General features: G+C 75.4%; 9 protein-coding genes and 1 pseudogene. 4 read left to right on the top strand and 6 right to left on the bottom strand.

What is annotated here, in order from left to right; translation table 11 throughout:
* Nucleotides 1-20: 20 nt before the first annotated feature.
* Complete coding sequence (locus GCU69_RS15900; protein ID WP_156206409.1) at nucleotides 21-632, bottom strand: sigma-70 family RNA polymerase sigma factor; 612 nt, start codon at nucleotides 630-632, stop codon at nucleotides 21-23.
* 1,019 nt (nucleotides 633-1,651) lie between these two features.
* Between GCU69_RS15900 and GCU69_RS33040 the strand changes: the two genes are divergently transcribed.
* Entirely contained in the window at nucleotides 1,652-4,078 is a 2,427-nt protein-coding gene (locus GCU69_RS33040) for a hypothetical protein (RefSeq protein ID WP_218037935.1), read from the top strand.
* A gap of 19 nt (nucleotides 4,079-4,097) precedes the next feature.
* Here GCU69_RS33040 and GCU69_RS33760 read toward each other — a convergent pair whose 3' ends face one another.
* Nucleotides 4,098-5,567: an acyl-CoA dehydrogenase family protein gene (locus GCU69_RS33760; RefSeq protein ID WP_408055813.1), complete on the bottom strand. Its 1,470-nt coding sequence runs from the start codon at nucleotides 5,565-5,567 to the stop codon at nucleotides 4,098-4,100.
* Between the two features lie 272 nt (nucleotides 5,568-5,839).
* Complete coding sequence (locus GCU69_RS15885) at nucleotides 5,840-6,694, bottom strand: D-alanyl-D-alanine carboxypeptidase family protein (protein WP_098754604.1); 855 nt, start codon at nucleotides 6,692-6,694, stop codon at nucleotides 5,840-5,842.
* 386 nt (nucleotides 6,695-7,080) lie between these two features.
* Here GCU69_RS15885 and GCU69_RS15880 point away from each other — a divergent pair, with 386 nt between their 5' ends.
* A complete protein-coding gene (locus GCU69_RS15880; protein WP_235978507.1) occupies nucleotides 7,081-8,202 on the top strand; it encodes an NADH:flavin oxidoreductase in 1,122 nt (373 codons plus the stop codon).
* A 418-nt stretch (nucleotides 8,203-8,620) separates the two neighbouring features.
* Here GCU69_RS15880 and GCU69_RS15875 read toward each other — a convergent pair whose 3' ends face one another.
* Nucleotides 8,621-9,256, bottom strand: coding sequence for a hypothetical protein (locus GCU69_RS15875; protein ID WP_156206407.1), 636 nt, complete (start codon nucleotides 9,254-9,256; stop codon nucleotides 8,621-8,623).
* 422 nt (nucleotides 9,257-9,678) lie between these two features.
* Nucleotides 9,679-10,335, bottom strand: a complete 657-nt coding sequence (ribA, locus tag GCU69_RS15870) for a GTP cyclohydrolase II (protein ID WP_098754592.1) — start codon at nucleotides 10,333-10,335, stop codon at nucleotides 9,679-9,681.
* Between the two features lie 259 nt (nucleotides 10,336-10,594).
* On the opposite strand from ribA, the gene GCU69_RS15865 reads away from it, so the two are divergent.
* Both GCU69_RS15865 and GCU69_RS33755 read left to right on the top strand, forming a co-directional pair.
* The gene (locus tag GCU69_RS15865) at nucleotides 10,595-11,395 is read left to right on the top strand and encodes a creatininase family protein (RefSeq protein ID WP_156206406.1); all 801 of its coding nucleotides are present in this window, start codon (nucleotides 10,595-10,597) and stop codon (nucleotides 11,393-11,395) included.
* Nucleotides 11,296-12,471, top strand: a complete 1,176-nt coding sequence (locus GCU69_RS33755) for a RibD family protein (protein ID WP_235978508.1) — start codon at nucleotides 11,296-11,298, stop codon at nucleotides 12,469-12,471. Before GCU69_RS15865 ends, GCU69_RS33755 begins: the two co-directional genes overlap by 100 nt.
* Here GCU69_RS33755 and GCU69_RS33030 read toward each other — a convergent pair.
* Nucleotides 12,430-13,404, bottom strand: a pseudogene (locus tag GCU69_RS33030) (lysylphosphatidylglycerol synthase transmembrane domain-containing protein); the annotation flags it as partial. The gene GCU69_RS33755 and the pseudogene GCU69_RS33030 sit on opposite strands and share 42 nt — an antisense overlap.
* Nucleotides 13,405-13,409: the final 5 nt, after the last annotated feature.

Below are 13,409 nucleotides of genomic sequence, written 5' to 3'. Positions count from 1 at the left end.
CCCCCTCCGGCCGGTCGTCATCAGGCGGCGCCCGCGCCCGCGGGCGCCGCGCCCTGTGCCTCCAGGACCCGCCGCAGCGACCGAAGGGCGTGGCTGCTGCGGGACTTGACGGTGCCCTCGGCGATGTTGAGGACCGCCGCGGTCCGCTGGACGCTCCGGTCCAGGTAGTAGCGGTGCAGCAGCACCTCCCGGTGCTGGTCGGTGAGTTCGGCCAGCGCCCCCCTCATCACCCGGCTGTCGAGCGTGCTGTCGGCCGGGTCCGGCACGGCGACGCGTTCGAGCACGTCCGGGCCGGACTCGGCGGGCCTCGACTGCCGGGCCCGGTGGCTGTCGACGGCCAGCCGCCGGACCACGGTGAACAGCCACGGCCGCACCATCTCCGGTGTCTCGCGCAGCTTCTCCACATGCCGCCAGGCGCGGAGCATCGCCTCCTGGACGATGTCCTCGGCGCGCTGCTCGTCACCGGAGGTGAAGGTCTTCGCGTACTGGAGGAGGTGCCGTCCCTGGGTGGCGTGGACGACCCGCAGGAACTCCTCCGGGCCGGCTGTTTTCCGTGCCGACGGCCGAGATGCCGTCGGGGCCGACGGCTGTGACGCCGTCGGGGCGACGGGCCGTGGCGCCGTCGGTGCCACCCGCCGTGACGCGGTCCGCGGCGCCGGGAGGTCCGCCGGTGCGCCGGTCGGCGGGGTTGTTGTACGGGGTCCACCTGTCCCGTCCGCCGTACCCGTCGCGTCCGCTGCGCCCGTCGCGTCCGCCGCACCCGTCGTGCCCGCTGTACCCGTAGCGCCCGCCGCTTCCGCGGCTTCCGCCGTTTCCGCCGTCTCCCAAGTACGAGCGGCGGTGCGTGCGCCCGTGAACCGGTCGCCCGGCTGCACCGTCACCGTCTTCGGCCTCGGCCTGCCCGCCGTCCGGAGCGGCCGGAGGCCCGGGAGGCCGGCTGCGCACCCGCGGGCGGCGGACGAAGCGGGTGCCGGGCCCTCTTTGGTTCCGTTCACGAGATGACTCCCCGTACGCGTCGGTGCGCACCGTGGCGGAGGTCCGCCGGTGCGGGACTTGGAGCCGGGCACCGCCGCGGAGCGTGCGGCCCACCGGTGGTCGGTCGGTGGTGCTGCCGGTGCTTCGTTCGCGGCGTCCGGCTGCGGACGTCCCGATGCTCGCGGCCCCCGATGGAAAGCTGTTCGACGTTCAATAGTTGTCCGGTATACGTCGCACCGCGCCGCCCGTATACGTCGCACCGTGCGGCCCTGTGCACGTCGCACCGCGCCGCCCGTATACGTCGCACCGCGCGGCCTCGTATACGGCTCGCCGTCAGGCCCGCTGTACGGCCCGGGCAGGGGGCCGACCCACGCTTCCGCGGGCTCCCCGGCGGCCCGGCCGGTGAGCGGGCCGCCCGGACCCCGGGCACCGGCCGAGCCGCCCGGTGCCCCTCCCCGCCGATGTACCGGTCTCTCCCTCGAGTCGGTCTCCCGTACGACCGGTCCCCGCGCGTGAGAACCGATCGAACCGGACCAGCGTGCGGGAGGCCGACCTGCCGACCGGTCCCCGGCGCGGTGAGAACCGATCCGGCCGCGCGGACGTAGGTGGTGGCGCGGCACCCCGCCCGCCGCCGCTCCGCCCCCGTACCACCGGCCCTCCCGAACGGAGTTCCCACGTGCGCATGAGGCTGACCGTGGTCGACAGCACAGGAGAGGCCGTGACCGTGTATCTCGACACCGGCCCGGAGTCCGCGGTCACCGGCCCGGGCGGCTCCGCGGCCCCGGCGGAACTGCGGATCGTCGGAGGACCGGGCGCGGGGGCGGTGCACCGGCTGGCCCCCGGCGACCACCGGCTCGGCACCGCGGCCGACGGCAGCCCACGGGTCGGCGCTCCCCGCCCGGCGGTCCCGGCGGCCCTGCTGCGGGTGGCCGCCGACGGGCGGTGCGCCCTGCTGCCGGAGCCGGACGGCACGCCCCTCGGGCTGGACCGTGCTCCGGTCACCGGGGAGACCCCGTGGCCGCCGGGAGCGCAGCTCACCATGGCCGGGTCGCTGCTCGAACTCGCCGCCCCCCAGCGCCCCGACGCCGCCGTCCGGCCGAGCGCGGACGGCATGGGGCTCGACTACCACCGGCCGCCGCGGCTGCCGCCGGCCGAGCCGGAGACCTGGTTCCGGCTGCCCGTGCCACCGGCCGAACCGGCGAAGCGGCCGCTGCCGTACGTCGCCGCGCTGCTGCCGTTGGCGGTCGCCCTGACGGGCGTGTTCGTTCTCGGCACGCCGTACGCGCTGCTGCTGGGGCTGCCCGTCCCGCCGGCCGTCCTCCGGCATCACCTGGCCGTACGGAGGCAACGGGCCGCGCACGCCGCCGCGTCGGCGGCTCACGTGGAAGCGCGGGGCGCCGTCGAGCGGGCTGCCGAGAACGCGCGGGCCGCCCGGCGCACGGCCCGGCTCGCGCGTTTCCCGGATCCGGCCGCCGTGCTGCTGACGGCCGTCGGCCCTCGCCGCGCGCTGTGGGAACGCCGTTCCGGCGACGCCGACTTCCTGACCCTGCGCGTCGGCACCGCCGACCAGCCGTCCGGCGTCGTCGTCGAGGACCCGGCGGAACCGGGCCACCACGCTGCCGCGGGCCCGGACGCGTACGACATGCCGGTCACGGTGGAGTTGCGCCGGCACAAGGTCCTCGGTCTGGCGGGTACGGCGCGGCACGCGCGGGCCGTCGCCCACTGGGCCGTCGGGCAGGCGGCGGTGCTGCACAGCCCGCGCGATCTGCGCATCCACGTCCTGGCCGCCTCGGGCGGCACGGCGGCCGCGGACTGGGCCTGGACGCGCACGCTGCCGCACGCCCATCCGCGCGGGCGGGCCAGCCCCGGGGCGCACCCCGATCCGTACGCGCCGCCTCCGCACGCGTCACTCCCGAACCCGCACCCGCACCCGAACCCGCACCCGAACCCGCACCTGCTCCCGTGGTCCGACGCCCCCGCGCCCCCGCGCCCCGACCCGTCGGGGCCCGCGTCCGCGCACCTCGACCCGTCCGCGCCTCCGCAGCACGACCCCTCCACGTATCCGCGGCACGACCCGTACGTGTCCCGGGATCGCGATCCGTACGCGCCACCGGGTCCGGAGCCGTACGTGTCCCGGGACCGTGATCCGTACGCGCCACCGGGTCCGGAGCCGTACGTGTCCCGGGACCGTGATCCGTACGCGTCACCGGGTCCGGAGCCGTACGTGTCCCGGGATCGCGATCCGTACGCGTCACCGGGCCCGGATTCCGACGCGTGTCCGGACCGCGATCCGTACACGTTCCCCGGCCATGTCCCGCCCGCCGGCACCGCGTCCGAACCCGGCCACGACGACCCGTACGCCGGTCACTCCTCCGGCGCGGGGCCGGGCCACCGGGATCCGTACCGCGGCCGCCCCCCTTCGGACCCGGACCCGTATCCCGGCCGGCCGGCCCCGCACCCGGGCCGACCCGGCCCGTACCCGCCCCCCGGCCCGTACCCCGGCCACCCCGGCACGAGCCCGCGCCCCGGTCCCGGTCCCGGCAGCCCGGACGCGGACCCGGGGCCGTATCCCGGCCGGCCCGGTTCGCAGCTCAGCCCGTACGGGCGCGCGCCCTCGGACCCGGGCCTCCGTGCGGCCGGTGCTCGCGACGCCGGTCCGGGCGCCGGAGACCCCGTGGCCGCGGACGCCGACTCCTGGGCCCGCAGGCTCGCGGAACTCGCCGTGCTGATCACCGCCCGCCGTACCGCCGCCGACCGGGGAGCGCGCGACGGACGCCGCCACCGGGGCCCGGACGTGCTCGTCGTCCTCGACGGGGCCCGGCGGTTGCGCGCTCTCCCGGGCGCGGGGCGGGTGCTCCGCGAGGGGCCCGCCGTCGGCGTGCACACCCTGTGTCTCGAAGCCGACGAGCGGCTGCTGCCGGACGAGTGCCTGGCGCTGGTGGTCGCCGAGCCCGGGGGAACCCTGCGGGTCGCCCGGTCGGGCTCCGCCACGCTCACCGGTGTCCGCCCGGACGCCGTCACGGCCGACTGGTGCGGTTCGGTGGGCCGCGCGCTCGGCCCGCTGCGCGACGCGGGTGAGGAGAGGGCCGGGGACTCCGGCTGATCCGGTCGTCCGGTTCCGGTCAGGGCCGATGCGCGAACGGCGGGTGGCTGCCGTTGAGATAGTGGTCGCCGATGTCCCGCAGCCGGTGCGCCGGGGAACTCTGCGCCGTCAGCACCCGGGCGTTGCGCCAGAACCGGTCGAGCGCCGCACCGCTCCCGGCCCGGTCCGTGATCCCGGGCGGGCCGGAGCGGTCGGTGAGTTCGAGGACCCGCGCGGTGATGTGCGCGGTGGCCCGGCCGGTGACGGCTTCGGCCGCCGCGACGAGCACGGAGATGTCCGCGCAGGTCTCCATGGACACGTTCCGCCCCGCGGACAGCCCGCGCGCCATGGCGTCCGTCGCCCGATCGACGACGGCGGCCGCGGTGTGCGCGTCGATCGCCAACTCCCCGTAGGCCGACAGGAGATACGGATCCGTCCCGGAGCGGGCCGCGGGCGCGGCCGCGCCCCGTTCGGCGGCGGACGGTGCGGCCCGGCTGATGTCGCGGGCCTCGGCCAGTGCCTCCTGCGCGATGCCGAGCGAAACATGGGCGAGGGCCAGCCGGAGCGCGAGTGGCGCGAGGGCGGCGGCGGGGCTCACGGCGTGCTCGTCGCGGGCGGCGGCGCCGATCACCTGGGCGCGCTCGACGCGTACGTCGTCGAAGTCGACCGTGCCCGCCGCGGCCAGCCGCTGCCCGAGCCGGTCCCGCACCGGAACCGTCAGAACACCGGGACGGCCCGGGTCGACCAGGACGATCAGGATCTCCCCGGACTCCGTGGACGGGGCGCCGACCACGAACCGGTCGGCGACGCCGACGCCGGCGGCGAAGTTCCTGCGGCCGCGGAGGACATATCCGCCGGGGGCGGGGGTGAGGGTCGCGCCCGCCACCGCGGCGTCCGGTTCCCCGACGCCGGTGTCGCCGCCCAGCAGCCATGACCGGAACGGATCGTGCCGCTGGTTCGCCCTGCCGCTGCCGCTGTTCCCGTTCCCGCTGTTGCTGCCCCCGCTGTTCCCGTTCCCGCTGTTGCTGCTGTTCCGGCTGCCCTTCCCGCTGCTGTTGCCGTTGCTGTTGCCGCTCGCGTCGTCGTCCGCGCCGCCGCCCGTGCCGTTGCCCGCCGTGCCGTTGCCCGCCGTGCCCGTCGCCGCCTCGTCCGCCGAACCGAAGAAGCGGCCGCTCCAGGACAGCACGTAGTGCCGTGCGACGAGTTCGCCGATGGAGCTGTCGGCGGCGGAGATCTCCCGGATGACGGCGCAGGCGGTGCGCCAGTCCGTGCCGTGCCGCGCGGGACCGGGGGCGGTCAGCAGTGCGGGGAGCCCGGCCTCGCGGAGCCGCGCGACCTCGTCGTACGGGGGGCCGGCCGCCCGGTCGCGGGCCACGGCGTCCGCCGCGAGGTCGTCCGCGAGTTCGCGGGTGACGCGCGGCCAGAGGGGATCGGGGGCGGGCCGCGGCACGCCTGTGGCCGGGCGGCTCCCACGGCGCACCGGCTGCCGGTCCGGACTCGTCCTCAGCACGTCGCCGCGCACCGCCCTCCGTCAGTCCGGGCGCCGGCCCGCGGGATCGCTGTCCGCACAGCCACCTCCATGAACCCTATAAATCCTACTGGGTTACTAGGAACCATGCCACGCGGTGGGCCGGACCAGAAGGACCGTTCGCATGATGGACGCGAATCGAGCGGCGGCGGGCAGGGCACGGCGAAGCCCCGGACCGCCGTTCGGCCCGGTCCGGGGACACCGGACCGGGCCGAAGCGACGGACGACGGACAGCGGCGCGGGCCGCCGTCCGGTCAGTCGCGCTGTGCGCCCTCGGGGAGCTTTCGCAGCTTCATCGTGGACGCGGTGTTGCTGCCGAACGCGTAGTCCAGCAGCTTCGCCGCGTCGGTGTAGCGGTTGGCGTCGTTCAGGATGACGCCGATGATGTTCCTGCCGTCGCGGGTCGCCGTGAAGACGAGGCAGGGCCCGGACGGTGTCGTCGTACCGGTCTTGACGCCGTGGGCACCGGAGTAGGAGCCCAGGAGCTGGTTGGTGTTGTACCAGGTGTAGGTGCGCGTGCCGCCGTTGCTCGTGGGCACGGACTTCACCAGCGACTGCTTGGCGGCGGCGTTGGCGAAGGTGCCGTACTTCATCGCGCTGCGGGTGACCTTCACCAGGTCGCGCGGGGTGCTGTAGTTCTCGCCGGTCGCCGAGACCCCGTCGAACGAGTCGAACTTGGTGTTCGTCATGCCGAGCGCGTCGGCGGTGCTGTTCATCTTGCCGATGAACGACGCCACCCGGGCGGCACGGGTGCTGCCGTCGCCGAAGGTGTCGGCGAGGGCGTACGCGGCGTCGCAGCCCGAGGGCAGCATCATCGCGTAGAGCAGCTGGCGGACCGTCAGCTTGTCGCCGGTCCGGAGATCGGCGGTGCTCGCGCCCTTCTGGGCGACGTAGTCGCGGTAGGCCTGCTGGACGGTGACACGGCGGTCGAGGTCGAGATCCGGGTCGCCGAGGACCACCCGGGCCGTCATGATCTTCGTCGTGCTGGCGATCGGCCGCTTGCCCTCGGTGTCCTTGCCGTACAGCTTCACACCGGCGCTGTTGTCGTGCAGGAAGACGCCCTTGGCGGTCACCGACGGGGCGTCCGCCGCCTGGGCGGGCGCGGCCATGGGGGAGAGGGTCAGCACGACCCCGGCGGACACCGCGACGGCCGCGCCCCTGCGCAGCCGCTTCGCCGTTCCGCCGGCGGTGCCGTTACGGCCCGGTTTTTCCCTGACAAGAGTTATCAAATCGAATACCCCGGTTCACCTTGAATTGGTGGAAAAGCCTTGTCGGTGGTGCAAGCGATCACACCGCCCGCACACATGACGCACGAGCGGCGGCAATGGATGTACGGGACGGAGCGGCTGTTCCCGTCGATCTGTGTGATTCGACACGGTGCGGCCGGCCGCGGAAAGGAATGGCGGCCCCGCCCGTGCAGTTGCAGGCAGGTGGACCCCGCCGCCCCCGCGGTGCGGTCCGCCGACCGGATCACCCCTCAGCGAAGGTGAATGCCTTGACGACCAGCAGCGCGGCCGAGCGTGCCGCAGAAATCCTGTCGCGCCCCTTCTCCCTGGGAAGCCTCGATGTCCGGAACCGGATCGCGATGGCGCCGATGACCCGCGAGTTCTCCCCCGGCGGCGTCCCCGGCCCGGATGTAGCGGAGTACTACGCGCGGCGCGCGGCGAACGGTGTCGGGCTGATCGTCACCGAGGGCACGTACGTCGATCACGCCTCGGCCGGGACGAGCGACCGCGTCCCCCGTTTCCACGGCGAGGACGCCCTCAGCGGCTGGGCCGCCGTGGTCAACGCGGTGCACAGCGCGGGCGGGAAGATCGTCCCGCAGCTGTGGCACGTGGGCATGGTCCGCACGCCCGGCGCACCGCCGTTCCCGGACGCCCCGCCGGTCGGACCCTCCGGCCTGCCGATGGGTCACAAGGAGCCGGGCCGGACGATGGACAAGGCCGACATCGACGACGTGATCGCCGCCTTCGCGGCCGGGGCCGCCGCGGCCGAGGCGCGGGGCTTCGACGGCATCGAGCTGCACGGCGCGCACGGCTACCTGATCGACCAGTTCCTCTGGGCCGGCACCAACCGGCGCACCGACGCCTACGGTGGCGACATCCCCTCCCGGACCCGGTTCGCGGCCGAGATCGCGGCCGCCTGCCGCGCCGCCGTCTCCCCGGACTTCCCGATCATCTTCCGGATGTCCCAGTGGAAGATGTCGGACTACAAGGCCGGGCTCGCGAAGTCGCCGGAGGAGTTGGAGGCCGTCCTCACCCCGCTGGCGGAGGCGGGCGTCGACGCCTTCCACTGCTCCACCCGACGCTACTGGGAGCCGGAGTTCGACGGCTCCGACCTGAACCTCGCGGGCTGGGCGAAGAAGATCTCCGGCAAGCCCACGATAGGCGTCGGCTCGGTCGGCCTCGACACCGAGTTCACCAAGGCGTTCCAGGGCGAACGGGGCGGGGTGGCCGGCATCGACGGCCTGCTGGACCGGCTGGAGCGGGACGAGTTCGACCTCGTCGCGGTCGGCCGGGCGCTGCTGTCCGACCCCGCGTGGGCCGAGAAGATCCTGCACGGGCGCACCGACGAACTCTCGGCCTTCGAGGCGTCCGCGCTCGCGACGCTGCACTGACCCGCCCGGCGGGCCGGGGCGGTCCGCCCCCGCGCCGCCGCCCGCGTACCGACGACCGTGCGGCCCCTCACCCTCGGCCGTCCGCGGCTGTCCCGCGGACGGCACCGTCGGGCACGCGCTGTCGGGCACGCGCTGTCGGGCACGCGCTGCCGGGCGCGTGCTGTCGGGCGCGGGTTGCCGGGCGCGCGCCGTCGGGGCGCGTGCTGTGGGGGGTGCGCACCGTCGCTTACGTGCTGTCGGGCCCCGCCGTCCGTTACGCGCTGTCAGGAACGCGGCGTCCGTCCGTTACGTGCTGTTGGGAACGCGGCGTCCGTTACGCGCTGTCGGGAACGCGGCGTCGGGCACCTGCCGCCGGGTGCGGGGCCCCGGGACACCTGCCCCGGGGCGTCAGGCATCCCGGGGCCCGGCCCCCGGCTCGTCAGCCCGCGTCCTCGAAACACGCGTCGAGGACCGCGTCCAGCTCGGCCGTCCACGTCTTGCGGAGGCCCATGCGCGAGGCCAGGACCTCACCGTTGTACGAACGGCCGTTGGTGGTGTGCACCGTGACGCGGAACCAGCGGCTCAGCCGGGGGGTGTCGATCGCGACCGCGCCGACCTCGTCCCAGCCGAACTCGGCCTCCTCCTGGTCCAGCCGGAGGACGATGCCCGAGGGACCGGCCGTGATCTTGGCACGGTAGTCGGACGCCTCGAAGACGGGACCGTCCGGCACGGCGGACTCGTCACCGGTGGGTTCGTCACCCGCGGGTTCGTCACCGGCCGACTCGCCGGTGCCGGGATCGTCGTCGGCGGGCTTCCCGGTCGGCTTCCCGGTCGGCGCGGCCTCCTCGCCCTGCTGCTCCGCGGACACGTCGTCCGCGGACACGTCGTCGGAGGACGCTTCCTTCGCGGCCGCGTCGTCCTCGGACGCCGCCTCGCCGGTGTCCTGCCCCGGTTCCTGCTCGGCGGCCCGATCCGGGGCGTCCTCCTCCGCTTGATCGGGGCGCGCGGGCGTGACGCCGGGGACGTACGCCGGATCGGTCCCGGCGGGGATGATCGAATCTATGCGCTGCTCCACAGCGGGCAGTATGGCCGATAAACCTGTGCCGGGAACAGGCGGTGCCGGGCCGTGCCGTATCCCGCCACCGCCCGTGGCCGTGTCGTGCCCCGCAGTGCCGTTCCGGCGCCGCCCCCGCGCCGGCTCCCGCGACCCCCCGTCGCCGTGCCGTGCGGGCGCCCCCGGCGGGGCCCCGGAAGCGGCCGGTCCCGGGGAGCGGCCGGGCGCGGTCCCGGCCGTCCTGCCGCCCGGTGTGCGTCCGGCTGCCGGGTGTCCGTCCGGCCCTCCGGTGCTCGTACGCCCGCCCGGCTGGTACGCCCGCCCGGTGCCCGTACCCCTGCCCGGCGCCCGTACCCCCGCCCGGTCGCTCGGTGCCCGTCCGGCCGCCCGCGGCGCGGTCCGGTGCGCTCACGCCCCGCCGCCCGCGGCGCGGTCCGGTGCGCTCACGCCCCGCCGGCCGTGCGGTCCAGATGCGGCAGGTGGTGTCCGAAACGCTCCCGCTTCGTGCGCAGATACGAGATGTTCTCCTCACGCGGCGGGATCAGCAGCGGGACCTGCTCGCCGACCTCGATGCCGTGCTCCACCAGCGCGGCACGCTTGAGCGGGTTGTTCGACATCAGCCGGACGGAGCACACCCCGAGGTCGTGCAGGATCTCCGCCGCCACCCGGTAGTCCCGGGCGTCGGCGGGCAGGCCGAGTGCGAGGTTCGCCTCGACGGTGTCCATCCCCTCCGCCTGGAGCTGCATCGCCTGGAGCTTGGCGAGCAGCCCGATGCCGCGCCCCTCGTGTCCCCGGAGGTAGACGAGCACACCGCGCCCCGCGGCCACGATGGCGCGCAGCGCGGCGGACAGCTGGTCGCCGCATTCGCAGTGGTTCGAGCCGAAGGAGTCCCCGGTGAGGCATTCCGAGTGCAGCCGGGTCAGCGCCCCGTCACCCTCGACGTCCCCGTACACCAGGGCGATTTGTTCGTCCCCGCGGTCCCGGTCCAGATAGCCGACGGCGAGGAATTCGCCGTAGCCGGTGGACAACCGGACCTGGGCGACGCGTTCGGCGCCCGCGCGAGGGGTGGTGGCGGAGAGGGCGTCCTCGCCGTCTGTCATGACTTCAATCATTTCGGGCAACCTCCGGCGCTCGTTCCAGATCGGTGGGTGCGGCAACGGGTCTGCGTGATGGTGGCGTTCGGCCGGTGGCCGCGGAAGGGGCCGCGTAGCATGTGCGTCCGTCTCCGGGCCGCGCGGCGGACGGCATCGCCGGGCGCGTCGGCGGAACGGGACAGGGCGAGAGAGAACGAAAGAGCACGGAAAAGCACGAGAGAGCGCGAGAGAGCACGAGAGAGCACGAGAGAAGAGGCCGCACGGCATGGCGGATTCCGACATACGACGTCCGGCGCCCGCGGTGCTGCCGGCCGACACCACGGAGGACGTGCGCGCCGCCGGGGCCCGGATCGCCGTCCTCCCGGTCGGCAGCCTGGAGCAGCACGGCCCGTACCTGCCGCTGGTCACCGACACGCTGATCGCCTGTTCCGTGGCGCGCGGGCTCGCCGCCGCGTATCCCGTCCAGCTGCTGCCGCCGCTCACCGTCTCCTGCTCGCACGAGCACGAGGACTGGCCCGGCACCGTCAGCATCTCGGCCGCCACGCTGCACGCCGTCGTCGGTGACATCGCCGCCTCGCTGCGCCGCTCCGGCGTCCGCGGCCTGGTCCTGGTCAATGGGCACGGCGGAAACTACGTGCTGCGCAACGTCGTTCAGGAATCCGCCGGAACCGGCACCCGCACGGCTCTCTTCCCGGGACCGGGGGACTGGGACGCGGCGCGGAAGCGGGCCGGTGTGCTGACCCCGTCGTACCGCGACATGCACGCGGGCGAAGTCGAGACCTCGATCCTTCTGCACGACCATCCGGAACTTGTCCTCCCCGGTTATGAGGCCTCGGACTGGATCGCCGACGACCGGAAACATCTGCTCACTCTCGGTATGCGCGGCTACACCGACTCCGGTGTGATCGGCTGCCCTTCGGCGGCGTCGGCGGACAAGGGAAGGGAATTGCTCGCCGGTCTCACGGAATGCTTCGCCGCGTATGTGGAACTGCTGGACGCGGACACCGGCCGGGCGGCACCGGACACCGGCCGGGCGGCACCGGACACCGGCCGGGCGGCACGGTGACCGGTACCGGCCGCGCCGCGGGCTCCGGTGGCGGGGCGCTCGACGCGCCGGCCGCCTGGGAGCGGCTGCGCGGCGTCCGTACGGAGGCGGACGCCCGGGCCGCCGGACTGGAGCGGGGTGACGACGGCCGGTACCGGTGGCGGCAGGACGCCTCCGCCGGGGCCCGGGACCTCGCGGACCGCTACCTGCCGCTGTGCCTGGCCGGGCCGCGCGTCGCCGTGGCCCAGCTGGGGCAGAGCGTGGACGGCTTCATCGCGACCCGCACGGGCGATTCCGACTACGTGACGGGCGAGGAGGACCGCGATCATCTGCACCGTCTGCGCGCGCTGTGCGATGCGGTGCTGGTCGGCGCCGGGACCGCCGTCGCCGACGATCCCCGGCTGACGGTCCGTGCCTGTACGGGCGCCGACCCGGTGCGCGTCGTCCTCGATCCGCACCGCAGGGTCCCGCCGGGGCACCGGCTGTTCACGGACGGCGCCGCCCACACCCTGTGGATGGTGGGCCCCGGCGACGGCGGGGGCGGGCCGGCCGTGTCCGGTGAGGGGCAGGGGGCCGAGGACGCCGGCCGCGAGCCCGGGTCCGGGTCCGGGTCCGGGTTCGGCGGTGGGGTGCCCTTCTCCGGCGGTGAGGTGATCAGCTCGGGTTCCGGCGGTGAGGTGTTCGGCTCCGGTTCCGGCGGTGAGGTGCCGGGTTCCGGTGTCGGCAGCGGACCGTCCGTCCCCGGCGGCGAAGGTGGCGGCCGCGTCGAGGTGCTGGTGCTGCCGGACGTACGGGCGTTCGCCCCGCACCGGCTGCTCGGCGAGCTGGCGCGGCGCGGCCTGGGCCGGGTCCTGGTCGAGGGCGGCGGCGTCACCGTCTCCCGGTTCCTGCACGCGGGCGCGCTGGACCGGCTGTACGTCACGGTGGCGCCCCTCGTCGTCGGCGACGGCGTGCCGGGGATCCGCTTCCCCGGCCCCGACGTGCTGCGCGACGCGCTCCGTCCGCCGGTGCGGCGCACCGTCCTCGGCGAGGACACCCTCTTCGAGTTCGACCTCTCCGGGCACCGTGCCGCCGCTGCGGGCGGGTCGGCGCCGTAGCCCGGCGAGCCACTGCCCGGTGAGGACGCCGGCGCCCGGCAGGCTGGCGGCGAACGCCAGCAGCCCGTAGACGACGGCGACGGTCAGCCCCTGCGCGGCGCCCAGGCCCGCGGCGCCGAACGCCCAGGCCGTGACGCCCTCCCGGGGTCCCCAGCCCGCGACGTTCAGCGGCAGCGCCATGGCCAGCAGCGCCAGCACCATCAGCGGCAGCAGTTCGGCCGCCGGTGCCGTCGCCCCGGCGGCCCGGGCGGCCAGCAGGAACATGCCCAGATGCCCGGCCAGCACCACGACGGAGGACAGCAGCACCCCGGGCCAACTGCCGCGCGCGAACAGGGCCCGCCGAGCCTCGGACAGCGTGGCGCGCACCGCGCGGCGCCCCCGGGAGCCGCCGGGGGCGCGGCGCAGCCTCACGGCGGCCGCCGCGGTGAGCACGGCGGCCGCGACGAGGACGGTGACGGCTCCCGGTGTCGTGGCGATCCGCCCCGCGGCGCGCCCGGCCTCGGCCAGCGCCGGGGTCGGCCGCGCGATCAGCAGGGCCGTACCCGCGGCGAGCAGCACTCCCTGCCCCGCGCACCGTTCCAGCACGACGGCTCGGACACCGAGTCCCACGTCACCGGTGCTCCTCCCGTGCCGTACGGCACGGTGCACGTCGCCGAGGACACCGCCGGGCAGGGCCGCGTTCAGGAACAGCGAGCGGTAGTAGTCGGCGACGGCCCGGCCCAGCGGCAGCCGGACGCTCAGCGCCCGGGCCACCAGGCGCCAGCGCCAGGCGCTGAACACCGTGGTGAGCAGCCCGATCCCGAGCGCCGTCAGCAGCGTGGGACCGTCGATCCCGCGCAGCCCGTCGAGGAACGCGCCGGTGCCCTGCCACCACAGCAGCCCCGCCAGCACGGCCGCGCCCGCGAGCACACCGAGGCGGCCCCGCACCGCCCGCACGA

This window comes from Streptomyces lycii (assembly GCF_009735685.1).
Taxonomy (GTDB): domain Bacteria; phylum Actinomycetota; class Actinomycetes; order Streptomycetales; family Streptomycetaceae; genus Streptomyces; species Streptomyces lycii.
The sequence above is the reverse complement of the archived record's forward strand: the minus strand, read 5'-3'. Positions and strand labels throughout refer to the sequence as shown.

What these genes read in the sequence shown, in the direction of transcription:
- GCU69_RS15865 (WP_156206406.1), top strand. Translation starts at nt 10,595, where the DNA reads ATGGCGGATTCCGACATACGACGTCCGGCGCCCGCGGTGCTGCCGGCC.
- GCU69_RS15885 (WP_098754604.1), bottom strand. Translation starts at nt 6,694, where the DNA reads ATGGCCGCGCCCGCCCAGGCGGCGGACGCCCCGTCGGTGACCGCCAAG.
- ribA (WP_098754592.1), bottom strand. Translation starts at nt 10,335, where the DNA reads ATGACAGACGGCGAGGACGCCCTCTCCGCCACCACCCCTCGCGCGGGC.
- GCU69_RS33755 (WP_235978508.1), top strand. Translation starts at nt 11,296, where the DNA reads ATGCTTCGCCGCGTATGTGGAACTGCTGGACGCGGACACCGGCCGGGC.